This is a genomic window from Streptomyces sp. Ag109_O5-10, from assembly GCF_900105755.1.
Classification (GTDB): Bacteria; Actinomycetota; Actinomycetes; order Streptomycetales; family Streptomycetaceae; genus Streptomyces.
In genome coordinates this window covers 7,805,183-7,828,778 of record NZ_FNTQ01000001.1, presented here as the reverse complement: position 1 = coordinate 7,828,778, position 23,596 = coordinate 7,805,183, and the positions used below count along the sequence as shown (strand labels likewise).

Annotated in this window: 19 protein-coding genes; 7 read left to right on the top strand and 12 right to left on the bottom strand. The window is 73.8% G+C overall.

The window, feature by feature from the left end:
- Positions 1-7: 7 nt before the first annotated feature.
- Genes BLW82_RS35725 through BLW82_RS35715 form a run of 3 tightly spaced genes read right to left on the bottom strand, consistent with a single transcriptional unit; the run spans position 8 to position 3,678 of the window.
- A complete protein-coding gene (locus BLW82_RS35725) occupies positions 8-403 on the bottom strand; it encodes a DUF742 domain-containing protein (protein ID WP_093505553.1) in 396 nt (131 codons plus the stop codon).
- Positions 404-412: 9 nt separating this feature from the next.
- Entirely contained in the window at positions 413-847 is a 435-nt protein-coding gene (locus BLW82_RS35720) for a roadblock/LC7 domain-containing protein (protein ID WP_093505551.1), read from the bottom strand.
- On the bottom strand, positions 844-3,678 hold the full coding sequence (locus tag BLW82_RS35715) for a nitrate- and nitrite sensing domain-containing protein (protein WP_093508447.1): 2,835 nt from the start codon (positions 3,676-3,678) through the stop codon (positions 844-846). The genes BLW82_RS35720 and BLW82_RS35715 overlap by 4 nt, the downstream gene beginning before the upstream one ends.
- Before the next feature lie 433 nt (positions 3,679-4,111).
- On the opposite strand from BLW82_RS35715, the gene BLW82_RS35710 reads away from it, so the two are divergent.
- A complete protein-coding gene (locus BLW82_RS35710) occupies positions 4,112-4,582 on the top strand; it encodes a hypothetical protein (protein WP_093505549.1) in 471 nt (156 codons plus the stop codon).
- A gap of 14 nt (positions 4,583-4,596) precedes the next feature.
- Here BLW82_RS35710 and BLW82_RS35705 read toward each other — a convergent pair whose 3' ends face one another.
- From BLW82_RS35705 to BLW82_RS35690, 4 genes are all read right to left on the bottom strand, one after another.
- A complete protein-coding gene (locus BLW82_RS35705; protein WP_093505547.1) occupies positions 4,597-9,207 on the bottom strand; it encodes a hypothetical protein in 4,611 nt (1,536 codons plus the stop codon).
- Positions 9,208-9,270: 63 nt separating this feature from the next.
- A complete protein-coding gene (locus BLW82_RS35700) occupies positions 9,271-10,140 on the bottom strand; it encodes a hypothetical protein (RefSeq protein ID WP_093505545.1) in 870 nt (289 codons plus the stop codon).
- A gap of 106 nt (positions 10,141-10,246) precedes the next feature.
- A complete protein-coding gene (locus tag BLW82_RS35695; protein ID WP_093505543.1) occupies positions 10,247-11,776 on the bottom strand; it encodes a hypothetical protein in 1,530 nt (509 codons plus the stop codon).
- A gap of 167 nt (positions 11,777-11,943) precedes the next feature.
- Positions 11,944-12,639: a GntR family transcriptional regulator gene (locus BLW82_RS35690; RefSeq protein ID WP_093505541.1), complete on the bottom strand. Its 696-nt coding sequence runs from the start codon at positions 12,637-12,639 to the stop codon at positions 11,944-11,946.
- A gap of 174 nt (positions 12,640-12,813) precedes the next feature.
- Between BLW82_RS35690 and BLW82_RS35685 the strand changes: the two genes are divergently transcribed.
- The 5 genes from BLW82_RS35685 to BLW82_RS35660 all read left to right on the top strand — a co-directional run bounded on the left by BLW82_RS35685 (position 12,814) and on the right by BLW82_RS35660 (position 17,374).
- Positions 12,814-14,133 (top strand): MFS transporter, encoded by a 1,320-nt coding sequence (locus tag BLW82_RS35685; protein WP_093505539.1) that lies wholly within the window; start codon positions 12,814-12,816, stop codon positions 14,131-14,133.
- Positions 14,130-14,978 (top strand): putative hydro-lyase, encoded by an 849-nt coding sequence (locus BLW82_RS35680; RefSeq protein WP_093505537.1) that lies wholly within the window; start codon positions 14,130-14,132, stop codon positions 14,976-14,978. The genes BLW82_RS35685 and BLW82_RS35680 overlap by 4 nt, the downstream gene beginning before the upstream one ends.
- Before the next feature lie 19 nt (positions 14,979-14,997).
- The gene (locus tag BLW82_RS35675) at positions 14,998-15,756 is read left to right on the top strand and encodes a LamB/YcsF family protein (protein ID WP_093505535.1); all 759 of its coding nucleotides are present in this window, start codon (positions 14,998-15,000) and stop codon (positions 15,754-15,756) included.
- Between the two features lie 134 nt (positions 15,757-15,890).
- A complete protein-coding gene (locus tag BLW82_RS35665; RefSeq protein WP_256216249.1) occupies positions 15,891-16,508 on the top strand; it encodes a 5-oxoprolinase subunit B family protein in 618 nt (205 codons plus the stop codon).
- Positions 16,505-17,374 (top strand): 5-oxoprolinase subunit C family protein, encoded by an 870-nt coding sequence (locus tag BLW82_RS35660; protein ID WP_093505533.1) that lies wholly within the window; start codon positions 16,505-16,507, stop codon positions 17,372-17,374. Before BLW82_RS35665 ends, BLW82_RS35660 begins: the two co-directional genes overlap by 4 nt.
- 91 nt (positions 17,375-17,465) lie before the next feature.
- On the opposite strand, the gene BLW82_RS35655 is transcribed toward BLW82_RS35660, so the two are convergent.
- The 5 genes from BLW82_RS35655 to BLW82_RS35635 form a co-directional block, all read right to left on the bottom strand.
- Positions 17,466-18,317, bottom strand: coding sequence for an SGNH/GDSL hydrolase family protein (locus tag BLW82_RS35655; protein WP_093505531.1), 852 nt, complete (start codon positions 18,315-18,317; stop codon positions 17,466-17,468).
- Complete coding sequence (locus tag BLW82_RS35650; RefSeq protein WP_093505529.1) at positions 18,314-19,543, bottom strand: glycosyltransferase; 1,230 nt, start codon at positions 19,541-19,543, stop codon at positions 18,314-18,316. Before BLW82_RS35650 ends, BLW82_RS35655 begins: the two co-directional genes overlap by 4 nt.
- On the bottom strand, positions 19,540-20,670 hold the full coding sequence (locus BLW82_RS35645; protein WP_093505527.1) for a glycosyltransferase family 4 protein: 1,131 nt from the start codon (positions 20,668-20,670) through the stop codon (positions 19,540-19,542). Before BLW82_RS35645 ends, BLW82_RS35650 begins: the two co-directional genes overlap by 4 nt.
- A 264-nt stretch (positions 20,671-20,934) precedes the next feature.
- Positions 20,935-22,353: a HEAT repeat domain-containing protein gene (locus BLW82_RS35640; RefSeq protein ID WP_093505525.1), complete on the bottom strand. Its 1,419-nt coding sequence runs from the start codon at positions 22,351-22,353 to the stop codon at positions 20,935-20,937.
- A 301-nt stretch (positions 22,354-22,654) separates the two neighbouring features.
- The gene (locus BLW82_RS35635) at positions 22,655-23,047 is read right to left on the bottom strand and encodes an ankyrin repeat domain-containing protein (protein ID WP_093505523.1); all 393 of its coding nucleotides are present in this window, start codon (positions 23,045-23,047) and stop codon (positions 22,655-22,657) included.
- A 341-nt stretch (positions 23,048-23,388) separates the two neighbouring features.
- On the opposite strand from BLW82_RS35635, the gene BLW82_RS35630 reads away from it, so the two are divergent.
- Entirely contained in the window at positions 23,389-23,583 is a 195-nt protein-coding gene (locus BLW82_RS35630) for a hypothetical protein (protein WP_093505521.1), read from the top strand.
- Positions 23,584-23,596: the final 13 nt, after the last annotated feature.

Sequence of the window (23,596 nt, the reverse complement as noted above, 5' to 3'; positions counted from 1 at the left end):
GCGCCGGTCACAGCGCCCGGAGGCCGTTGATCACGTCGCGCAGAATACTCTCGTCGACCAGCTCGGCCGGGGGTACCGGCCGGTTGACGTGGACGAGTTCCCCGTCGACGAGGTCGCCGACGAGGACCCGGACCACTCCGACGGGGAGGTCGAGTTCCGAGGCCAGCTCGGCGACCGACTGCGGTGTGTCACGGCAGAGCTCGACGATGTCCACGTGCTCCGGGGACAGCGTCCGGTCGTCGTCCGCGTCGTCCACGTGCGGCTCCGTGACGACCACCGCGATCAGGTCGAGCCGGTGCTGGACCGCACTGGTGGTGCGGCCCCGTGTCATGGCGTACGGACGGACGACCGGTCCGGCCTCGTCGTCGAACCAGTGACTTCTTCCCTGACCGTCTCCGCTCATGTCATCCCACTACCCGCCCTGGGGCAGATCGGTGCGCGGAGCGGACCCCAGATGTACGCCGACCCTCTTGACCAGGAGCGTCATCTCGTACGCGACCTGGCCGACGTCGGAGTCGGCGTCGGAGAGGACGGCGAGGCAGCTGCCGTCGCCGGCGGCCGTGACGAACAGGAAGGCGTCGTCGAGCTCGACGACGGTCTGCCGGACGCTGCCGGCCTCGAAGTGGCGGCCCACGCCCTTGGCGAGGCTGTGGAAGCCGGAGGACACGGCGGCCAGGTGCTCGCTGTCCTCTCTGGTGAGGTCCTTGGAGACGCCGGTGGGCAGGCCGTCGCCGGAGAGGACGACGGCCTTGCGGATGCTGGCGACCCGGTCCACGAGGTCGTCCAGCAGCCAGTTCAGCTCGCCCTTGTTCGTCGCCGTGTGGCCGGTCGCCTTCGGATCGGTCATCGACCGTCCCCCTTAGTCGTTCCTTGTGCTGTGCTGTCCCGGGAGCCGTCGCCCTCGGCGTTCTCCGCACGGCCGCGCTGCCAGCCGCGCTGGAGCGAGCCCATGCGGCTGCGGACCTCGTCGGCGTCGCGCTCGACGGGTTCCGGGTCACGCGCGGTGGATTCTGCGGGTCCCTGTCGCAGCTGTGGGGCCAGGTTGGCCTGCCGTACCCGCCTGGGCAGCGACCGGGTGCCGGACGCGGCCTCCGGTGATGTGCTGCCGGGGGGCGGGACGGAGTCGTCGGTGCCGCTGCCGGGGGCGTCCGCGGAGCGGCGGGTGAGCCGGGGCAGGGTGGGGGGCCCGGCGGGTAGGTCCGGGCCGCCGGCCCTGGACGCCGTGCGCTCCTCGCCGCGGTCGGGCGGGGTGACGGTGCGCTGCGGGGACGCGTCGGTGCGGCGGCGGGAGGGCAGCGGGGCTGGACCGCCGGGTTCGGGGCGGCCCTGGTCGGCCGGGGCGCGCTCGTCCGGGCCGACCCGGCGGGGGCGCGGCCCGGTGACCGGCTTGCCGTGCGAGCTGACCAGCTTGGGCGTCCGCCGTACCGGCAGTGGCACAGGGCCGTCGGGGTGCTCGTCGCCGAAGCGGTCGGCGGTCTCGCGGGCCGGGTGGTGGAGATCGGTCACGGCGGGCGTGGGGTCGTCCGCGGCGTCGGCGAGGGAGCGGCGGGGGCGGAACAGGCCGCCGCGCTCGCTGTCGTCGTCGGTGAGAGCGCCCGGGAAGCCGTCCAGCGCGTCGAGGTCGACGGGCGCCTCCAGCTCGACCGGGCCGTCCAGCAGTGCGGCCGGCAGGCCGGGCCGTTGCCCGGGAAGCTGGGCCAGGGAGGCGGCACGGCCCTCTTCGGGTTCGGCCTTTCTGGCCGGGAGGCCGCGGTCGAGCCGGAAGCCGACCCCGTTGGTGTCGGGGACGTCGTCGGTGAGCAGCACGTCGGGGATGAAGACGACGGCGGTGGTGCCGCCGTAGGGGGACGGCTGGAGCGAGACGCGGACGTTCTGGCGCTGGGCGAGGCGGCTGACCACGAAGAGGCCGAGCCGGTCGGTGTCGGAGAGCTCGAACTCGGGTGTCTCGGCGAGCCGCAGGTTGGCGTCCAAGAGCGCCTCGGCCGCCATGCCGAGACCCCGGTCGTGGATCTCCAGGGTGAAGCCGTTGGCGACGCGCTCGCCGAGGACCTGCACGGCGGTGTGCGGCGGTGAGAACACCGTGGCGTTCTCCAGGAGTTCGGCCACGAGGTGGGTGAGGTCGGCGACGGCGGGGCCGGTGACGGCGACGCGGGGCAGTCGGCGGACCTCGATGCGCTCGTAGTCCTCGACCTCGGCCACGGCGGCGCGCACCACGTCCATCAGCTGGACGGGCCGGCGCCACTGCCGCGAGGGCGCGGCGCCGGAGAGGATGACCAGTCCCTCGGCGTGCCGGCGCATACGGGTGGTGAGGTGGTCGAGGCGGAAGAGGTCGGCGAGTTCGTCGGTGTCCTCGGTCCTGCGTTCCATGGCGTCGAGCAGGGTGAGCTGCTTGTGCAGCAGGACCTGGCTGCGGCGGGCGAGGTTGACGAAGACCTCGGAGACGCCGGCGCGCAGTTCGGCCTGTTTGACGGCGGCCTCCACGGCGGCGCGCTGCAGGGTGTTGAGGGCCTGGCCGACCTCGCCGATCTCGTTCTTGTCGTACTCCAGGCGCGGGACCTCGGTCTCCACGTCGACCTGTTCGCCCGCGGAGAGCCTGCGCATCACGCTCGGCAGCCGGACCCCGGACGCCTCGTGCGCCTCCTGGCCGAGCAGCCGCAGGTCGCGGATGAGGCTGCGGCCGACCCGGACCGAGACGACCAGCGAGAACAGCACGGCGACCACACCGAGGACGCCGACGACGGCCGCCTGGACGATCACGGTGACGGAGACGGGCCGGGCGCGGTCCTGGAAGCGGTCGGCGACCTGGTCGTCGAGGGTGCGCAGTTCGCCGAGCACGGTGCCCGCGCTGGCGTCCCAGCTCTTGGCGCCGACGTCGTTCGGCAGGCCGGACCCGGCGGCGAGGACGGACTTCTCGGCGGCCAGCAGGGGGGCGGTGGTGGCGCTCCTCCAGAAGCGGTCGAAGCGGTCGCGTTCGCCGGCCGGCAGCAGCGGGAGGCTGATGTCGTAGAGGAGGGTGCGCTGGGCGATGAGGTCGGAGATCTGGCGGGTCTCCTCCCGGGAGACCTTCCCGACCACCAGGGCGGAGCCGAGCAGGGCGTCCTCGCGGGAGACGAGCTCGCGGGCGCGGGTGATGTTGACGAGGGCGCGGGCCTGCTCGTCCATCTCGACGTCGTCGATGCCGTCGAGGGAGCCGAGCAGCGCGTAGCAGGGGTCGACGACCGCGTTGTAGAGGCCGAAGGCCTGGGCGCGGTCCACGGTGCCCTGCTCGACGCTGCGGCGCAGCGGGGCGATGCCGTCGAGACCGTCGAGTTCCGCGGTGAGGCGGTCGTCGTCGGCGGCGTCCAGGCCGTCGCGTACGCGCTGTTCCCCGGCGTGCCTGCGGAGCTCGGCCACGGTCTCGTCGGTGGCGGCGCGGGTGCGGTTCAGGGCGCTGAGCGCGTCGGAGGCGCGCGGGTCGGCGAGATAGACCAGGGTCTGCCGGCGTTCCTGCTGGAGAGCGCGGACCGCGTCCTCGGTGGGGTAGCCGACGTCCTCGACGACCGCCGACACGTGGAACAGGTGGGTGACCTCGCGTCCCGTGAGCACGGCCGCGAATCCCCAGACGGCGGTCAGGGACACCAGCGGCACGAGAAGCAGCGCCACGATCTTCCGGCGGATCGACTTCCCGCGAAAGCGCATGGCCTCCCCCAGCTCGACCCCCGCCGGCCGGGGGTACACGTGTACGTCAACAAACGGCGCGAGCCTACTACCGTCACAGGGATAACTCGAAGAACCGTCCGGGCGGTGAACTTCCGCCTGAGTGGTGGGACATGACGGACAGGAAGGACGAGTTGTCCGGGCATTGCGGGAGATTGCCACCGCGATCGCGTCGACTTCACGCGAGTGGGGCGGGAACGGCACGAAGGATCAGTTGGCCGGAATTTTTCCCTGGTCGGGAATCATCGGGCGAGTTCGTTCGTCCTTGTAGACGGGTGATGAGTGCGGATTCGGCCACAGGAGCCGCCTCTCTGACCCGGGCGGCGTAAAACAGCGCAAGCCGGGCAGCCAATGGGGAGCCGGGGTCGTCGGACACCGGTGCGAGGGCTTGTCGGCGGTGGGGAGTGACACCTTGATGGGGACGGCTGAGCGGCGCCTGGCGCCCGAGGACGGCGCGGGCACGCACTCGACGGTGCGGCAACAGCAGGCGCAGTACCGGACGTTGTGGGTCGAGGAGCCTGCCAAGCGGTACCGGATGCCGGACCCGGTGCGGACGGCGGCGGTGCGGTCGGTGATCATCATCGCTGTCACGCTGTTCCTGGCCATGGTGGCGTTCTTCTGCACGATGGCGGAGTCCTGGCTGGCGTTCCCGATGGTGATCAGCAGCGTGGTGAGCACGGTGGTGGCAACCTGGAGCGCGGTCGACGTCCTGGTGACCCGTCAGGTGTGGAACCAGCGCTACGGCGTGGTCTCGCAGCCGAGCAGCACGGCCCGTGCGCTCCGCCGCGAGCGGCGCGCGGCCCGGCGACAGGAGCGGGCCGCCGGGCGCGAACAGGAGCGGATACGGCGGCGGGGCGGCCAGGCGGGGCAGCTGACGCACCCCTGACGGGGGACCGTCCGTCAGGCCGACGGCTTCCGGAACATCCGGGTGGCGGTGATCTCGCTGTGCACGGCCTCCCCCACCTGCGGCTGCTGTGGCAGCCCGGGCCGGAGGTGCTCCTCCACGCTGATGTACTTGAGGCCGGCCCGTAGGTCGGCGTCGTTCCGCAACCGGATGACCAGGGGGAACTCGGCCAGCGCCGTGGTGTCGAACAGCCCGGTCGTGTACAGCAGTTGCACACCCAGCGCGTCCGAGACGGCCCGCTGGAGCTCCAGCAGGTACGTCGCGTTGGCGCGCCCGATGGGATTGTCGAGGAACAGCGTCCCCGCGTGCCGGTGCTTGTCCCGGCCCCGGTCGTTGGAGCGCAGTGCGGCCATCGTGCAGTACAGGGCGATGGCCGCGGTCAGCAGCTGACCGCCGGAGAACACGTCCCCCATCTGCCCCACCGGCACCCGCTCCGCGCGCAGTACCGCGTCCGGCTTGAGGATCTCGACGGCGACGCCCCTCGGCTGCAGGGCGGCCGCGACTCCCCTGAGCAGGAGGGACATTCCGTCCCGTCGCAGATCGGAGTTCTTCTTCACGGCGGCCCGGGTGGCCTCGTCGATGACCTCGCCGAGCCGCTCGGTGAGCGTGGCCTGGTCGGGCTCCTCGAAGCGGATACGGAGGAACTCCTGCCCGGACCACTCGCCGAGCCCCTCGGGCAGCCGGGAGAGCCGCTGGGCGGACCGCAGGGTCGCCAGCGCGGACTCGACGAGCCCTCGCAGCCGGTCCACGATCGAGTCCCGGTTCCGCTCCAGCTGGGCCAGTTCGTCGGTCAGCACCCGCAGCCGCGGTGCGAAGGCGTCCGCCCACTTCCGGGCGTGCTCGGGCAGCGCGGAGGCGGGCAGCTCCCGGATCTGCTGGCGTGCGGGGGTCCGCACCGCCTCGAACCGGGTGGCGTTGGCGTGCCGTACAAGGACGTCGCTCGCCTCGCGGACGGCGGACTCGGCGGCGGACAGGTCGCCGGCACAGCCGCGCAGCGACCTGCGGGCCTCGGCGGCGGACTGCCGGGCCTCCTCCAGGCTGCCGGGGTACGGCTCGGGCTCCTCCTGCTCCTCGTCGGCGGTGTGCTCGCGCAGCAGGTCGCGGAGCATGGCGGCGATCTCCTCGAAGCCGCCCGCCGCGTCCTCGGCCGCGCGGTGCGTGTCCAGCAGCTCGGTGTGCGCCTCCCGGGCCTGGGCCAGCGCCTCGGTGCGGGCGGCCAGTTCGGCCGTCGCCGTGCGCAGCAGTGCCTGGGCGTGCTCGGCGTCGCGGGGCTGGAGCTCGTCGGGCAGTTCGGTGTGCGCCTCGCCGTCCTCGGGGGCGTGCCGCTCGGCCTCGCCGCGGAGCCGCCCGAGCTGCTCGCTCGCGGTGGACATGCGGGTCTCCAGGAGCTGCACCAGTTCCTCCGCGCGGGCGGCGGCGGCCTGCCGGGAGGGCCCGTCGGAGCCGTCGGGCGACTGCAGCAGCTGTTCGGCGCGGGTGCGGACCTTGTTGGTCAGCCGTTCCAGTTCCGCCAGGGCGGCGCTCTCGTCGCTCTCCGCGCGGGCCTGCTCGGCACGCAGGTCGGCGCCGACGCCGACCTTCTCGTAGACCTGCGAGGCGGCCCGGTAGGCCTCGCGCAGAGCGGCCAACGGGGGCGACGAGCTGGGGGCGTCCTCGTCGGCCTCGGGCATGTCGTCGGGGGCGCCGGCGATCTCGGAGCGCTCGGCGCGCAGCGTACGGGCGGTGCGGCGGGCGTCGTCGGCGGCGCGCTGGGCGGCCCGCCGGTCCTCGTCGGCGACGCGGGCGCGCTCCAGGCAGGACTGGGCGCGGGCCTCCGACTCGGTGGCCTCGTCGGCGAGTTCACGCAGCCTGACCTGCCAGCCGGCCCGCTCACGAAGCCGGAACGCGAGGCCGGCGAGCGCGTCGGCCGCGCGCCGGGCCCGCTGCGCGGCCTCCTGCCGTTCGTCGCGCAGCTGCGCGGCCTCGGCGGCGGCCTCCTCGGCCTCCGCCCGCGCGGTCCGGGCCTCGGCCAGCTCGGCCTCGGCCTCCGCCGCGAACACCCGTGCGTCCCGGGCCTCCTGTGCCAGCTCCCCGAGCCGCCCGGCCGGGCAGCCGGTGCGCCAGGAGGCGAGCCGCGCGGCCAGCTCGCGATCCTTGCCGAGCCGGGCGGCGAGGGCACGGATCTCCTCGTCCCGCTCGGTGGCCCGCGCGCGCAGCGCCTGCCGCTCCTCGTCGGCGGCGTGCTCGTCGTGCATGGCCGGGTTCGGCGGCACGAGGAACACGTCACCTGGGGTGGCGTCGGCGGCCGGGGCCGGGGCGAGCAGGGCGGCGGCGGTGCCGACGGCAACGGCGGAGCGGGGCAGCAGGGCCGCCTCGGTGAGCGCCTCGCGGGCGCGGGCGTGTGTGCCGGGGTCGGTGATGACGACGCCGTCGACGAGTTCGGGGCGGGCGGCCAGCACGCGCGCGTGGTCGGCGGGGTCGACGGCCTGGGCGAGGTAGCGCCAGCCGGGCAGGGCCGGGATGCCGTGCTCGCCGAGGAACTCGACGGTGGCCAGCACGTCGGGGCCCGGCGGCAGCAGCCCGCCGTCGCCGAGGGCGCCGAGGATCCGGGAGTCGTCGGCGGCGGCGGTCCGCAGGTCGAACAGCTGCCGCTCGGCGGACCCGACGGCGTCGTCGAGCAGCTCCCGCAACTCGTCCGCGAACCGGTCGAGTTCCTCGGGCGCGAGGGCCGTGGGGATGTCGTCGCCGCCCTCGTGGCGGGGCCGCGGAATGGCGGTGCGGGAGCCGGTGAGACCCAGCAGCTCGGTGAGCCGCTCCTCCGCCGCGAGGCCCTCGGCCAGGCGTCTCTCGGCGTCGTACGTCCGCTCGGCCGCGGTCGCCGCGTCCGCGGCCCGGGCGGCGGTGAGTTCGGCGCGGGACTCGGCGGCGGCCGCCTCGCGCGCGTGCTCGCCCGCTCGGTGGGAGGCCTCACGGGCGGTGTCCCAGGCGGCCACGGCCGTCTTCTCGGCGTCGCTCGCCGCGAGGGCGGCCCTGGCCGGGTCGGCGTCCGGGGCACTGTCGTCGAGCCAGCCCGCGCGGACCGCCTCGGCGGTCTCCTGCTCGACCTCGCCGAGCCGCTGCCTGAGGTGCCCGGCCTCGCTGCGGGCGCGCTGTGCCTCGGTGGCCGCGGAGGTCGAGTCCCGGTACGCGCTGTCGCTGACCTCCTGGAGTGCGGCCGAGCGCTCCTCCTCCTCGTTGGCGAGGGTCTCCGCGCTCCCGGCGGCCGCGTGCAGGGCCCGGACGAGTGCGACGGCGGCCTTGGCGCGGGCGGCGAGGGCGGGGGCCGCGTCCCGCTCGGCCTCCTGGATGGCGGCGGCCACGCGCGCGACGCGGTCGGCGGCCGCGCGGTGGCGGAGCACGGCTTCGGCGGCCTGCCAGGCCGAGTGCAGGGTGCGCGCGTCGGCCAGTTCGCGCTTCTGCCCGGCGGCGGACTTCTCACCGGCGGCGAGCGCCAGGGAGGCGTGCCGGTAGGCGAGTTCGGCGGCGATCAGCGCGCTGCGCTCGCGGGCGCCGTCGGAGTGCGTGACGGCGTGGGCGGCGGCCGTGACCCGCTGGGCGAGGTCGGCGGCGCGCATCCGCTCCTGCGCGCCCCGCGCGGACAACCGGCGCGCCAGCGTACGGGTACGGCGTTCGGCGCCCGCGTGGATGTCACGCGCGCGTGACCGTGCCTCCGCGGCCTCCACGATCCGCCCCAGCAGGTCCACCGACCCGGCGGTGAAGTCCCGTTCGGCGATCAGCTCGGCGCGCCGCCCGAGTTTGTTGCCGAAGCCGCCGACCAGGTCGGCGAGTCCGTCGGTGTCCCGGGTGTCGGTCACGGCCCGCAGCAGCAGGTCGGTGAAGTCGGAGTCCTTCTTCACCGCGAACAGGCCCGCGGCCTCGCCCTCGTCGGCGTTCATCTCGCGCTGGTAGCGGAAGAGTTCGGGGTCGAGACCCAGGTCGCCGAGGTGCTCGATCCAGCGGTCGTGGATCTCCTCCCAGTGCACGTCCAGGTGCGGGTACGCCTTGCCGGCCTCGGTGATGGCGTCCCGGAAGCCCTTCATGGTGCGCCGCCGCCCCTGGGCCCCGGAGGTGCCCTCGACGGGCTGTCGTACCGCGGTGGACTCGGCGACCGGCAGGTTGTCCAGCGAGAGCCCCGGGCCGGGCCGGAACGAGTACCAGGCCTCGGCGAACTTCCGCGGGTCGTTCGAGACCTGCCGTCCGCGCCATTCGCTCGCCTTGCCGACGACCACGCACTCGCCGGTGAGGGTGTGCTGCCACTCCAGGGCGACGTGCCCGCAGTCGTCGGCGAGCAGGAACTTGCGCAGCACGCCCGAGCTCGCGCCACCGAGGGTGTTGCGGTGACCCGGCAGCATCACCGAGAAGATCAGCTTGAGCAGCACCGACTTGCCGCCGCCGTTCTCCAGGAAGAGCACGCCCGCGGGGGCGGGCCGGCGCGGCGGGCCGACCGGCTCCTCCTCGAAGAACTCCGCCTGGGTCGGCGCGGGGTCGGGCACGGGCTCGCCGACACCCCGCAGGTCCAGCACGGTGTCGGCGTAGCGCGCACCGGCCGGCCCGATGGAGTAGAGGCGGACCCGGGACAGCTCGTACATGGCGGACTCTCGTAAGACGTGGGAAGACGGTGGTGACGGCTCGGAGGGGGCTTCGGGAAGGGCTCAGGAGTGGAACGGCAGGCCCGCGTCGGCGACCAGGTCCAGGTCCTCGGTGGCGTCGGCGGGCAGCAGGCTGGCCGTGCCGTCCGTGACCGGGACGACGCCGAGTTCCAGCAGCTCGGCCATGGCGGCGCTGCCGGCCATGTCCCGCACCTGGAGCTGGTAGCGGGCCGTGGTGCGGTACGTGCCGCCCTGGTCGTCGCCGGTGCGCTGGAGGAACCCGGAGTCGGTGAGGAAGACGACCGCCTTGCCGATGATGCCGGTGGTGGAACCGGCCAGCCGGCGCGCGTCCTTGGTGGCACCGGTCGCGCTGCGTCTGGCCCAGATCCGCCAGGCGGCCTCCAGGCCGGGCGCGTCGGTGGCCGGGTCGGTGTTCTCCCCCGCCTCCTCCGCCCGCTCCTCCAGCCGCCTGCAGGCCTGCCGGACGAAGGCGTCGACGCCGTTGACGGTGATCCGCCCGATGTAGCCGTCGTCGGCCAGGTCCTCGGGGCGGGGGAAGGCCAGCGCGGCGACGGCGAGATGGGCGAGGCCGTGCAGGAAGCGGTCGCTGCCGTCCGCCGACGTACGACGCGCGTAGTCGCCCATGCGAACGGCGAACACCGAGTCCTCGGCGGCCGTCACGGCCATGCCCGCCCGGGGTGACACCTCGAGCACCACCAGCCCCAGCCCGGCGGCGACGGCATCGGCGAGCCGCGCGAACGGGGGGTCCTCCCGGTAGCGCCGCAGCAGCTCCGTGTACTCCTGGTCCCGCGCGGGCTGCAGCTTGGGCTGCAGCCCGAAGGCGACGAGCCGAGCCGCGTCGGCGGCGTCGGCGGGCGTGACGGCAGCACTCGCCGGCGCGACAGCCGCCTCAGCCTCGACGTACTCGCTCACAACGACAACTCCCTCATCTTGACAACGGGCGGCGGCGCAGGCGCCCCGCCAGGGGCGCGGGGAATCGCGCGACCAGCCCCCACCGGCCCGCACCCGGCACACGACATCACGCCGCCTCGGTCCGATCCGCAGCCATCCCCGCCGCGTCCAGCAGAGCCGTCCCGACGATCAGATCGGCACCACCGAAACCGGCGTCGTCCAGCTCCGTACCGTCGTCCACCGCGAACAACAGCTTCTCCTCGCCCTGCCGATAGGCGGAACCGACGGCCGGGCTGGCCGCGTGCACCGCCAGCAACGCGACGAGGTAGGCCAGATCCTCGCCCCCCACGCGCCGCGCCTCCGCCAGCAGCCCCGAAAGCCGCCGGGGCGCGTCGGCCGGGAGGTCCAGCAGCCGCATCGCCTGCGTCAGCTGCTCCTCGCTGAACCGGCTGTCGTCCGGCGTGGCGATGAGGTCCGGCTCCGGCATCTCCGCGCCCAGGTGCTCCCGCTCCACCGGCGGCGTGAGCAGTATGTCGACGAGGTCGCCGACCCGCACCGACACCGGTGTGCGCAGCCCGGTCCCGCGCGCGAAGAACGCCCCCGTGACCCGGCTCGCCTGCTCCAGCGGCAGCGGCAGCAACGGCGCGAGGAGATGGCCGTACAGGTCCGTCCCCGACGTCGTCATGGGCGTCGCGAACGCCTGCCGGTCCTGCTCCGCGCGGAACAGCGGCCCCGCCTCCAGCAGTCGCGACTGCAACTGGGTGTGCCGCCGGATGCAGTCCTTGACGATGTCGACGAGCTCGGCGGCGCGCCGCTTGTTCTCGGGCTCCTCGGTCTCGTCGCGGGCCTTGCGGATGTTGGTGAGGATCGCGTTCTCGTGCCGGTAGCGGTCGGCGACGTGGTCCAGGGCCTCGGCGATCATGTCGGGGACGGCGTTGAGCCAGTCCACCGCGCGGACGTTGCGCCGGGTGGCCTCCAGGGCCCGGCGCAGGCTCTCCGAGTACTGGACGGTCCGGTAGCGGGCCTGCTCCGCCGCGAGCTGGGCGTCGGCGAGCCGGCCGCGGTTGACCAGCACCTCCAGCTTGACCTCGGCGGCGATCTGGGCGCTGGTCACGTCCGTGTCGAGGGCGCCGACGAGGACGTTGACCGCCTCGTCGGTGGTGCGGAGGTACACCGTGCCCTCCGGTCCCGGCACCTCCTCGATGAGCTTGAAGTCGTAGTCCCGGCGGACGTACGACCCGTCCGGCGCGAAGGTGCCGTACACCGCGCGGAAGCCGCGGTCGACGCTGCCGACGTTGATCAGGTTCTCCAGGACCCAGCGGGCCACGCGCTCGTGCTCGGCGACGGGGCGGTGCGGGGTCTGGGCGGAGATGCGCGGGATCAGCCGGGCGACGATCTGCTCGTGGTCGGCGCCGGTGTCGAAGTCCATGTTCAGGGTGACCAGGTCGATGGCGGAGAGGGCCACCTCCGCCATCCCGTACACCGAGTACTCGCCGGCCAGGTTCGCCTTGCGTGCGTCGAGGTCGTGCAGCGGCGCCGTGCAGGCGAGCGCGCGCAGCCGCCGCGCCAGCCCCTCGTCGGCGGCCGGGCCCGGTGCGGGGCGCGGCCCCGCACTGAGCTGGGGCGGCACGCTGTCCGTCGATGCAGGCGAAGTCACGGTGCACAGACTAGGTCCTGGGTCTGACATCGGCCCAAACGACGCAGGTGGCTCCGCCGGTGGGGCCGGGTACTGCGGGGTGGTGGTCAGGGTGCGGGCCGGTGGGTGCTGGTCACGCGGTTCCCCGAGCCCCTTACGGGCCGCAGAACCTTACGGGGCCCAGAACCTTACGGGGCGCTGTCCACGCGGCGGCGGTAGACCTCCACCACTCGTTCCAGGGAGTCCGTGAGGTAGGTCTCCAGCAGGCGTTCCGCGGCGCGCCTGTCGCCGCGCTGGAGCGACTCCAGGATCTCCCGGTTGCGGGTCAGGTACGGCTCGTGCAGGGCGTGGGGGTCGTCGACCACGTGGAAGGCGAGGCGGAGTTCCGCGAAGACGCTGCGCATCAGTTCATCGGTGCGTTCGCTGCCGGCCAGGGCGACCAGTTCCCGGTGGAAGTGGATATTGGCCGTACCCACCGCTTTCCAGTCATCCTCGGTGGCCGCCGACTGCCCCTCGGCGACCGCCGCCGACAGGCTCTCCAGGGCGTACGGCGGGTCGCCGAGGCCGCGTACGACGGCGCACTCGACGAGGGCGCGCGTGCGGTAGATGTCCTCGACGTCCTCCACCGTCAGGACCCGGACGAAGACGCCCCGGTTGAGTTCGTGGACCAGCAGGCGTTCGTGGGTGAGCAGCCGGAACGCCTCGCGCAGGGTGTTGCGGGAGACTCCGAGCGCGCCGCCGATGCCGTCCTCCGACAGGCGGGTGCCTGGCGGGAAGTAGCCGTCGGCGATACGGCTCCTGAGGATGTCGGAGACCCGTTCCGCGGTGCTGGTCCGCCCGAGGAGGGCGCGGTCGTCGGCCAGTCCCGTCAGCTGCTCTGCCATGCCCGGAATTCAACCGCAGACACAGGAACGAAACAACGCGGGTATTGAAGGATCGTTGAACGATCCTCTACGGTGCTCCTCACGCTCACCTTGGTGCGGCCGTCGTGACGGCCGCCGGTACGGCCCCGCACTGCTCAGTCCCCGCACCCTCCGTCCCTCATCTGCGAGGTGCCCATGAGCACGACTCCTCCACCGCAGGCCCTGTCCTCCGATGCGCACCCGGGCGAGGGTGAACGCAGCGCCGAGGACGGCCTGTTCGGCTGGCTGCGCCCCCTCGGTCCACGCGGCCGACGTGCGTTCGCCGGAGCTTTCGGCGGATATGCCCTGGATTCGTACGACTACTTCACCCTGCCGCTGAGCATGGTCGCGCTCGCGGCGTACTTCGGCCTGGACAGCGGCCAGACCGGCCTGTTCACCACCGTCACCCTGGTGGTCTCCGCGGTCGGTGGCGCCGCGGCCGGCGTGTTCGCGGACCGGGTGGGCCGGGTCCGCGCGCTGATGATCACGGTGATCACCTACGCGGTCTTCACGGTCGCCTGCGGCTTCGCGCCCAACTACGAGACCCTGCTGGTGTTCCGCGCGCTCCAGGGCCTCGGCTTCGGCGGCGAGTGGGCGGTCGGCGCGATCCTGGTCGCCGAGTACGCGAGCGCCCGCCACCGCGGCCGTACGCTCGGTGCCGTCCAGAGTTCCTGGGCCGTCGGCTGGGCGCTCGCCGCGATCGTGTACACGCTGGTCTTCTCGTTCGTCGGCGACGACCTGGCCTGGCGGGTGATGTTCTGGACCGGCGCGCTGCCCGCGCTCCTCGTGCTGTGGCTGCGCCGCCGGGTGCACGACGCCCCGCAGGCGGTCGCGGTACGCGAACAGAGCCCCCGGCGCGGCTCGTTCGTCGCCATCTTCCGGCCGGGCACGGCCGACGCGCCCGGACTGCTGCGCACCACGGTCTTCGCGGGCCTGCTGTCCACCGGTGTGCAGGGCGGCTACTACACGCTGGCCACCTGGGTGCCGACCTACCTCAAGACCGAGCGCGGACTGTCGGTCGTCGGCACCGGCGGCTATCTGACCTTCCTGATCTCGGGAGCCTTCCTCGGCTATCTGACCGGCGGGTACCTCACCGACAGGCTGGGCCGGCGCCGCAACATCTGGCTGTTCGCGGTGGCGTCGGCGGTCTGCGTGCTGGCGTACGCGAACATCCCGGGCGGTGCCAACACGCTGCTCCTGGTGCTCGGTTTCCCGCTCGGCTTCTGCATGTCGGCGATTTTCAGCGGCTTCGGGTCGTACCTGAGCGAGCTGTACCCGACGGCGGTGCGCGGCACCGGGCAGGGCTTCACGTACAACGCCGGCCGCGCGGTGGGCGCGGTCTTCCCGACCCTGGTGGGCTTCCTGGCCGACAGCTGGGGCGTGGGCGGTGCGCTGGTCTTCGGCGCGGCCGGCTACGCACTGGCCGCCGTGGCCCTGTTCGGACTGCCGGAGACACGCGGGAAGGAACTGGCGTGAACCGCACGGAAGAGCTCCTTGCCGCCCGTACCGCGGCGGACCTGCCCGTCGCTCTCGTCGACGAGCACGCGCACGCGTGGAGCCCGAGAAGCGCCCGGGCGCGTTTCCGGGATGGCCTCACGGGCCCCACGGCCGGCGTCGCGGCCGGGCACACGCAGGCCAACCTGATCTCGGTGCCCGCCGACTGGGCGTACGACATGCTGCTGTTCTGCCAGCGCAACCCGAAGCCCTGTCCGGTGCTCGACGTCACCGACGCCGGTGCGACCGGCACCGAACTCGCCCAGGGCGCGGACCTGCGTACCGACCTGCCGCGCTACCGGGTGTGGCGGGACGGGGAGCTGGTGGACGAACCCACGGACGTACGGGCGTACTGGCGGGACGACCTGGTGTCGTTCCTGCTCGGGTGCAGCTTCACGTTCGAGTGGGCGCTGGCCGGGGCCGGGGTGCCGATCCGCCACGTCGCGCAGGGCCGGAACGTGCCCATGTACGTGACCAGCCGGCCGTGCCGTCCGGCGGGACGGCTGCGCGGGCCGATGGTGGTGTCCATGCGCCCGGTGCCGCCGCAACATCTGTCCGCCGCGATCCGGGAGAGCAGTCTGCTCCCGGCGGTGCACGGCGGGCCCGTGCACTGCGGCGATCCCGCCGCGCTGGGCATCGCCGACCTCGGCCGGCCCGACTTCGGCGACCCGGTGGACGCCGAGCCTGACGACATCCCGGTGTTCTGGGCCTGCGGGGTGACCCCGCAGGCGGCGGTGACGGCGTCCCGGCCGCCGTTCGCCATCACCCACGCACCGGGCCAGATGTTCATCAGCGACGCCCGCGACGAGCAGTACCGCGTGGCCTGACAGGAGAGACGACGCACCTATGACCCCGATCGACCTGAACGCGGACCTCGGCGAGGGCTTCGGCCGCTGGCGGCTCACCGACGACGAGCAGTTGCTGTCCGTCGTGACCAGCGCCAATGTGGCCTGCGGCTTCCACGCGGGGGACGCGGCCACCATGCGCCGGGTGTGCGAGCTGGCGGCCGGGCGCGGGGTGAGGATCGGCGCCCAGGTCTCCTACCGGGACCTGGCGGGGTTCGGGCGGCGCGCGATGGACGTGCCGCCCGCCGAGCTGGCGGCCGAGGTGGCCTACCAGATCGGCGCCCTGGAGGTCTTCGCGCGGGCCGCCGGCGCGCGCGTGGCGTACGTGAAGCCGCACGGCGCGCTCTACAACCGGGTCGTGCACGACGGGGAACAGGCCGCCGCGGTGGTCGACGGCGTGCTCCTCGCGGACGCCTCGCTGCCCATGCTGGGGCTGCCCGGTTCCCGGCTGCTGGCGCTGGCGGAAAAGGCGGGGCTGCCGACGGTCACGGAGGCGTTCGCGGACCGTGCCTACACCGATGAAGGGACGCTCGTCCCGCGTGGGCGCGAGGGCGCGGTGGTGAGCGACCCGGACGCGGTCGTCGAACGCTCGGTGGAGCTGGCGCGCTCCGGCACGGTCACCGCGCACTCCGGCGCGCGCATCGCGGTGTGCGCCCGCTCGCTCTGCCTGCACGGCGACACTCCGGGCGCTGTGGAGCTGGCGCGCAGGGTGCGCGCGCGGCTCACGACGGAGGGCGTGACCGTGGCGGCCTTCGCATGAGCGCGAACACGAGCACGGGCGCGGGCGCGAGCACGGGCATGGGCGCCAGCTCGGGCGCGAACACGAGCATGGGCGCCAGCTCGGGCACGGGCGCCAGCTCGGGCGCGAGCACGGACCGTCCCTCGGCCGTGTCCCTGACGGTCCACCCGGTCGGCGACGACGCCCTCCTCGTCGAGGTCGGGTCCGGAGCGCAGGCCCAGGCCCTGCACGCCGAGTTGCTGCGCCGCCGGGCGGAGGGCTCGCTCACGGTCCGCGAGATCGTGCCCGCCGCCCGCACCGTCCTGCTCGACGGTCTCGGCGACCCGGCCCGCCTGGCCGCCGAACTGGCCACCGCCGTGGTCCCGCCCGCTCCCCCGCGCGCGCGTGCGGCGGTCGAGCTGCCCGTGCGCTACGACGGTCCGGACCTCGCCGTGGTCGCCACCCACTGGCGGGTTCCCGAGCGGGAGGTGGCCCGCATCCACGCGGGCACCGAGTTCACGGTCGCGTTCTGCGGCTTCGCGCCCGGCTTCGGCTACCTCACCGGACTGCCCGCCCGGTACGACGTGCCGCGCCGGGCCACCCCGCGCACCTCGGTGCCCGCGGGCGCCGTGGCGCTGGCCGGGCCGTACACCGGTGTCTACCCGCGCTCCTCGCCGGGCGGCTGGCAGTTGATCGGGACGACGGAGGCGGTGCTGTGGGACCACGCGCGCGTGCCGGCCGCGCTGCTGGCGCCGGGGACGCGCGTGCGGTTCGTGCCGGTGGGGGACGTATGACCGACCGCGCGCTCGTCGTCGTACGGGCCGGTGCGCTGACCACCGTGCAGGACCGGGGGCGGCCAGGACACGCGCATCTGGGGGTGCCCCGCTCCGGGGCGCTGGACGCGCCCGCCGCGGCACTCGTGAACCGGCTGGTCGGCAACGCACCGGACGCGGCCGTTCTGGAGACGACGCTGAACGGCTGTGCCGTGCGGCCGCGTTCGGCGGTCGTGGTGGCGGTCGGCGGCGCGCCGTGCCCCGTCACGGTGGGCGGGCGTCCGGCGGCCTGGGGTGCGCCGGTCGTCGTTGCGGCCGGGGAACTGCTGGAGGTGGGAACGGCCCGTTCCGGCGTACGGGGCTACGTGGCCGTCTCCGGCGGGATCGCGGTGGAACCGGTGCTCGGCAGCCGGTCCACGGACCTGCTCTCCGGGCTCGGTCCCGCCCCGCTGGCGGACGGCACGGTGCTGCCGCTGGGCACACCCGTGGGACCGCACGCGCGCGTGGATGTCGTACCGCAGCCGTCCCCGCCGGCGGAACTCGTGCTGCGGGTGACGCTCGGCCCGCGGGCCGACTGGTTCACGGAGGAGGCCGTCCGGGCGTTCACCTCGCGCGCGTACCGCGTGTCGTCGGCGAGCAACCGCATCGGGCTGCGCACGGAGGGGCCCGCCCTGGACCGGGCCCGTACCGGTGAACTCCCCAGCGAGGGCATGGTTCTCGGCGCCGTGCAGGTGCCGCCGGACGGGCGTCCGGTGGTCTTCCTGGCCGACCATCCGACCACCGGCGGCTATCCGGTGATCGCGGTGGTCCGCACCGCGGACCTCCCGGCGGCGGCCCAGGCGGTCCCGGGCATCCCGGTCCGCTTCGTGGCCGTACGCCGTCGCTGAACCGCCGTACCACGTCGTGCCGCGCAGCCGAACCGGCGTACCGCGCGGCCGAACCGGCGTCCGGCGTGGCTGGATCATCGCGGTGGCCTCGTCACGCGGCGTCCGCGGGCCGCTCCGGCGGCTGGAGGGCGGCCAGCGCGGCGGAGACCGCGGCGGACGCGCTCAGGTCCAGGCGGGCGCTGGTGCCCCTGCGGCGGTGCCGCATCTCGTCGACGGCCAGCCGCAGCAGCTGGGGCAGCAGGTCCCGGCAGCGCCTGATCACCCAGGCGCTGCCGGCCGTGGCCAGCCAGAAGAGGCTCGCTCTCTTCGTCGGCGGCGGGAACTCGGGCTCGGCGGACGGCGCCGTCCCCGTCGCCATGCCCAGCGGGGCGAGCAGGGCGTGGAAGCGGACGGCGAGCTGCCGGTGCCCGCGCTCGCACGGGTGCAGCCGGTCCGCGCTCCACATCTCGCGGTCGGTGAGCCAGGCGCCCTCCGAGGCGTGCAGGTGGACCGCCCCGTACCGCTCGGACAAGGCGTGCACCACCGCGTTGACCGCACGTCCCCGGCGGGCCAGCGGCCGGGCGAGGGCGCCCGGGAGCCCCCACATCGCACCGGGGTCGGGCAGGCAGGCCGTGAGCAGGGTCGCGCCCCGCTCGGTCAGGGCCGCGTAGACCTTGTCGAGCCGTTCGGCCACCGCGTGGATGTCGAACGTGCAGCGCAGGGTGTCGTTGACGCCTATGACGACGGCGACGATGTCGGGGCGCAGTTCCAGCGCGACCGGGGTCTGGCGTTCCAGCACGTCGCGCGTCTGTGCACCGCTGACCGCGAGGTTGGTGAACTCCACCTCCTTCGCGGCGAGTCCGCCGGCCAGCAGCGCGGCCCAGCCGCGCCACCCGTCGCCGGCGGGATCGCCCACGCCCTCGGTCAGCGAGTCGCCGAGCGCCACGAAGCGAACCGTTCTCATGCCACGCCCTCCGGCACGACACGACGGACCGGCGCCGTCGTTCCGCTCTCGTCATGACTGTGGTCAAGGCTCTCGTCACGACGGGACAGCACCGGCGCGTCGTGGGCGGCGAGGAACGCCTCCACGGCCGTTTCCCAGCCGAAGCACTCCGCACGCGCGCGTGCCGTTTCCCGGCGCTCGGCCGCGGGCCGCTCCAGGAGCGTCTCCACGGCGTCGGCGAACGCCTCGCCGCGGTCGGCCGCGGTGGCGCCGGCCGAACCGATCACCTCGGGCAGCGCGGAGGAGGCGCTGGCGACGACGGGCGTCCCGCAGGCCATGGCCTCCAGGGCGGCCAGTCCGAACGTCTCGGCGGGTCCCGGCGCCAGGGCCACGTCGGCGGACGCCTGCAGCGCGCCCAGGCTGTCCCGGTCGGAGACATGCCCCAGGAAGGTCACCGGCAGCCTGCGCTCCCGCACCCGCTGCTCCAGGCGTTCCCGCAGCGGCCCGTCGCCGGCCACGACCAGGATCACCCGGCGGCCGCGCCGTGCCAGCGCCTCGACGGCGTCGATCGCGGTGCCGGGCCGCTTCTCCACGGACAGCCGCGAGCACATGACGAGCAGCGCCTCGTCCTCGCGCGCGTACCGGGCCCGCAGGTCGAGGTCGCTCAGCGAGGGATGGCGGCCCGTGAGGTCGACGCCCAGGGGGGCGCGTACGACGTTGCGCGCGCCGATGCGGATGAACTCGCGCTCCGCGAACTCGGTCGTGCACACCACGCGCGCGTACGTGTGCGCGGTACGGATGTTGAGCGCGTCGGCGGTGCGCCGGGACATGTTCTCGGACATGCCCCAGGTGCGCAGGACTCCGTCGGCGGTCTCGTGGGAGACCATCACGGCCGGGATCCGGGCGCGCCGGGCCCAGCGGCCGGTCCAGCGCAGGGTGGTGCGGTCGGACACCTCGAGGCGGTCCGGGGCGAGGTGTTCCAGGAGGCTCTGCACCCGCTTCCTGTCGACGAGGACGCGGTAGCCGCCGGTGCCGGGCAGCAGCGGGCCGGGCAGCGTGATGACCCGGCCCTGCTCCTCGTACCGGTCCGAGTAGCGCTCGCCCGGCACGACCAGCACCGGCTCGTGCCCGGCCGCCACGAAGCCCTTGCCGAGTTCGCGCAGTGCGGTGCGCAGGCCGCCGGAGGCGGGGGCGACGAAGTTGGCCAGCCGGACGATGCGCAGGGGGCCCGGCGAGGTGGCGCTCATGCCGCCACCACCGGCCGGCGCGCCGCGAGCACGTCCTCGTAGTGGCCGATCAGCTGGTCGCCGACGGCGGCCCAGGTGCGGCCCTCGACCGTGGTCCGCGCGGCGTGGCCGAACGCGGCCCGCGTCCCGGCGTCGGCGACGAGGCAGGCCACGGCCTCCCGTACGGCACCGGCGTCGCGGGGCGGGACCAGGAACCCGGTGCGGCCGTGGTCGACCAGGTCGATCGGACCGCCGACGGCGGGCGCCACGACCGGGACACCGCTGGCCATGGCCTCCTGGACGGTCTGGCAGAACGTCTCGAAGGGGCCGGTGTGCGCGAAGACGTCGAACGAGGCGAAGATCCGCGCGAGGTCGTCGCCGGTGCGGCGGCCGAGGAAGACCGCGCCCGGCAGCGCCTCGGTGAGGTGGGCCTGGGCGGGCCCGTCGCCCACGATCACGACCTTCACGCCCTCCAGGCCGCAGACCCCGGCGAGGAGTTCGACCTGCTTCTCGGGGGCGAGACGGCCGACGTAGCCGACGATGACCTCGCCGTTCGGGGCGATCTCGCGGCGCAGGGCCTCGTCGCGGAACTCGGGGCGGAAGCGGACGGTGTCCACGCCACGCTGCCACAGCCGGATGCGGGGCACCCCGTGCGCCTCCAGGTCGCCGATGGAGGCGGTGGACGGGGCGAGGGTGCGGTCGGCGGCGCCGTGCACGGACCGGATCCGCCGCCACGCGGCCGCCTCGCCGGCGCCCACGTAGGTGCGGGCATATCCGGCCAGGTCGGTCTGGTAGACGGCGACGGCCGGGATGCCGAGCCGGGCGGCGCCGGCCATGCCGCGGACGCCGAGGATGAAGGGGCTGGCCAGGTGCACCACGTCGGGGCGGTGCTCGATCAGCGCGGCGGCGAGCTTACGACTGGGGAGAGCCACGCGGACCTGGGGATAGCCCGGGAGCGGAAGGGAGGGGACGTGGACGACAGGGCAGGGCGCGGCGGCCGCGGCGAGCCTGTTTCCGGGGGCGGGGGCCGGAGCGACGACGAGGGGAGCGTGACCGCGGTCGACGAGGTGTCGGGCGGTCTGGAGCGCGCAGTGGGCCACGCCGTTCACGTCGGGGGGAAAGGATTCGGTCACGATGACGACACGCATACCGGTGTTGTCGCCGTGCTGGACGTGGTCGCGTCAAAGTGGATCTTTCCGACGGTTAAACGTCCCATGAGCGTTGCCCTGCACACCCGAGCGGGCCAACCGGCGTCCATGCCCGGCTGCCCCGGCGGTCACCGGCCGTTCACCCGGCGGGCGGTCGTCCGCGTGTGGAACGTGTACGGGATCCCCCGTGGTTCCCGTGCTTCCCGAGGTGCGGCGGGTGTCCGATGCAGTGATATGTCACCTGGCAGCCGGGTCCGGGAGATGTCACATGGCAGCCGGGTCCGGTCCGATACGGCTGCGTACGGCCGTCTGCACCTCCGCCTCCTCGGCGGGGTCGGCGGCGAGCCGGCGGAGCTGTTCGACGACCCGGGCGTCACCGGTCTCGGCGTGCCGGGCGGCGAGCTCGCGGGTGGTCTCCTCACAGTCCCACAGACATTCGACGGCGAAGCCGGTGGCGAAGGAGGGGTCGGTGGCGGCGAGGGCGCGGGCGGCGCGGCCACGCAGGTGGGACGAGGCGGTCTCGCGGTAGACGTGGCGCAGGACGGGGGCGGCGCAGACGATGCCGAGGCGCCCGGTGCCGTCGACGAGGGTCCACAGCGTCGGCGCGTCCGGGCCTTCGCCGCGGACGGCCTCCCGCAGCGCGGCGAGCACCAGTTCGCTGTCCTTGGTTCCGCCCCGGCAGGCGAGCATCCGGCCGGCGGCGGCGCCGAGCGGGTCCGGCCGGTGGGCCCAGCCGCGTGCTCGGTCGACGGCGGCGACACTGCGCATGCGTTCGAAGGCGTCGACGGCGGCCTCCACGACCGTGACCGTGCCGTCGGCGACCGCGGCCTCGATCAGGTGCAGCGCGTCGGGGTCGTTGCTGTCGGCGAGGTAGCGCAGTGCGGTGCAGCGGGCTCCGTCGGTGCCGTCCTTGGCGGCCTGGAGGATCTCCGGCCGGTCCTCGGGACCGGCGACGGCGACCAGACAGCGGGCGGCCGGCACATGGAGGGCCGCGCCCCGCTCGATGCCCTGCTGGGCCCATTCGAAGACGGCCCGCACGCTCCACCCCGGCCGGGGCCCGGTGGGCCGCAGCTGGCGCTGCCAGCGGTCGAAGCAGCCGGCCTCCTGCGCGGCACGCACACGCGTGGCGATGGGTTCGCGAGGATCCTCGGCCCACAGCCGCCAGGGCCGTGGCTCGAACGCGTCCCGTACGGCGGCGGCCAGCTCGGCCTCGCCCTCGGTGTCCGTGGTGAAACGGCCCAGCACCGGGACGGCGAGGGCGCGCAGGCCCGCGTCGTCGTCGCGCAGCGCCAGCTCGTCCAGGGCCCACGCCCAGTTGGAGCCCGTCGCGGCATACCTGCGCAGCAGGTCGAGCGCGTCCCGCCTGCCGTAGGAGGCGAGGTGCCCGAGGACGGCCAGCGCGAGGCCGGTGCGGGACTCCTCGGTGTCGAGGACGTCCTCGGCGTCGAAGAGGTGCGCCTCGACGGCGTCCAGCTCGCCGTGCAGGTCGAGGTAGAGCCGGGCGTAGTACAGGGAGCGGTTCTCCACCTGCCAGTCGTGGCGGGGGTCGTGGAGCACGCAGTGGTTCAGCGCCGCGAGCGCCTCGGCGCGCGGGGCGGTGAGCGCGTGCAGCGTGCCGTCGCCACGGCCCCGCTGCAGCAGGCCGAGCAGCGTACCGCTGGGCGCTATGACCGGATCGAACATGGGAAACAGCCTCACATCAAGCGTCGACGCAACCGGAGAACACGCACTACCTGGCCGCGTGACACAACGTCGGAGCGCCCGCCGTCTCTTGCTTGCTGTAGACCATTTCTCTCTGCCTCTCGTCAGTGGCCCATGCGGGCCGCATCACGGCCCGCGCGGTGCGGCAACACCTGCCCAGCCATCGCGTCCGTGAATCACGACGTCATGATGACTCGGCACTTCGACCTGCCGCGACCGAAATTTCGGCGGCCCTGTACCGCCTCCCCCGTTTTGTGTGTTTTAGCTGGTCAGAACAGATGGGTCAGGAGGTGCCGAACAGTTCCAGAACCTCCGTCTTGCCGAACATCCGCGCGGTGTCGACGGCCGAGGGCGTGCCCGCCGCGGGGTCCGCGCCGGCCTCCACCAGCACCTTGACGACGTCCGTCTCGCCCTTGAAGACCGCTCCGGCGAGTGGCGTCTGGCCTCGGTCGTTGACGCGGTCCGCCTCGGCGCCGCGGGCGAGCAGCTCACGCACCGCCGCGGCGTGGCCGTGATAGGCGGCGAGCATCACGAGGGAGTCGCCGCGGTCGTTGGTGAGGTTGGCCGGAACGCCCGCGTCGAGGTACGCCACGAGCGCCTCGGTCCGCCCCTGCCGGGCCAGATCGAAGATCTTGGTCGCCAGCTCCACGACCTCGGGGTCGGGGGCTTCGCTCATCGGCCGGACCGCCTCTCCTGTGCACTGCGGGGACTATCGCGGACTGGGGGAGCGTACGGCAACGGGCGGGCCGCGGCGCCGTACGAGTGAATCGCCAGCGTACTGGCTCAGCGGTGCACATGACCGGATCTGCCCGAGGTAAAGATCACCGCAACCCCGCCGCGCGACCACTTTCCCGCACCACGGGGCGGCCGATCCGGCCAACACAGAGCAAGAATGATCGGCCGAATGGGTGAAATAAGTCCAGATTCACCCATTTACACCTTTAATCGTATGGATACCTGCTGTGATCCTGGAAGAGCTCATGGTGACTGTCCCCCTTCGACACCAGGAGATCTCAAATGATCCTCTCCATCTCAGGCGTCATCGTGCTCGGCATCGTCGTCTTCCTCTTCTTCCGGAAGGACGGACTGAAGCCGTCGCACGCCACGGTCTCGGCGCTCTTCGGCTTCTATCTCTCCAGCACGGCCATCGCACCGAGCATCAAGGCAGGCGGCGAGAGCCTGGCGAGCCTGCTCGGCGGCATCAAGTTCTGACGCCCCACCGCCC

What these genes read in the sequence shown, in the direction of transcription:
- BLW82_RS35725 (WP_093505553.1), bottom strand. Translation starts at nt 403, where the DNA reads ATGAGCGGAGACGGTCAGGGAAGAAGTCACTGGTTCGACGACGAGGCC.
- BLW82_RS35715 (WP_093508447.1), bottom strand. Translation starts at nt 3,678, where the DNA reads ATGCGCTTTCGCGGGAAGTCGATCCGCCGGAAGATCGTGGCGCTGCTT.
- BLW82_RS35655 (WP_093505531.1), bottom strand. Translation starts at nt 18,317, where the DNA reads ATGAGAACGGTTCGCTTCGTGGCGCTCGGCGACTCGCTGACCGAGGGC.
- BLW82_RS35645 (WP_093505527.1), bottom strand. Translation starts at nt 20,670, where the DNA reads ATGCGTGTCGTCATCGTGACCGAATCCTTTCCCCCCGACGTGAACGGC.
- BLW82_RS35685 (WP_093505539.1), top strand. Translation starts at nt 12,814, where the DNA reads ATGAGCACGACTCCTCCACCGCAGGCCCTGTCCTCCGATGCGCACCCG.
- BLW82_RS35650 (WP_093505529.1), bottom strand. Translation starts at nt 19,543, where the DNA reads ATGAGCGCCACCTCGCCGGGCCCCCTGCGCATCGTCCGGCTGGCCAAC.
- BLW82_RS35640 (WP_093505525.1), bottom strand. Translation starts at nt 22,353, where the DNA reads ATGTTCGATCCGGTCATAGCGCCCAGCGGTACGCTGCTCGGCCTGCTG.
- BLW82_RS35635 (WP_093505523.1), bottom strand. Translation starts at nt 23,047, where the DNA reads ATGAGCGAAGCCCCCGACCCCGAGGTCGTGGAGCTGGCGACCAAGATC.
- BLW82_RS35690 (WP_093505541.1), bottom strand. Translation starts at nt 12,639, where the DNA reads ATGGCAGAGCAGCTGACGGGACTGGCCGACGACCGCGCCCTCCTCGGG.
- BLW82_RS35630 (WP_093505521.1), top strand. Translation starts at nt 23,389, where the DNA reads ATGATCCTCTCCATCTCAGGCGTCATCGTGCTCGGCATCGTCGTCTTC.
- BLW82_RS35720 (WP_093505551.1), bottom strand. Translation starts at nt 847, where the DNA reads ATGACCGATCCGAAGGCGACCGGCCACACGGCGACGAACAAGGGCGAG.
- BLW82_RS35675 (WP_093505535.1), top strand. Translation starts at nt 14,998, where the DNA reads ATGACCCCGATCGACCTGAACGCGGACCTCGGCGAGGGCTTCGGCCGC.
- BLW82_RS35660 (WP_093505533.1), top strand. Translation starts at nt 16,505, where the DNA reads ATGACCGACCGCGCGCTCGTCGTCGTACGGGCCGGTGCGCTGACCACC.
- BLW82_RS35705 (WP_093505547.1), bottom strand. Translation starts at nt 9,207, where the DNA reads ATGTACGAGCTGTCCCGGGTCCGCCTCTACTCCATCGGGCCGGCCGGT.
- BLW82_RS35710 (WP_093505549.1), top strand. Translation starts at nt 4,112, where the DNA reads ATGGGGACGGCTGAGCGGCGCCTGGCGCCCGAGGACGGCGCGGGCACG.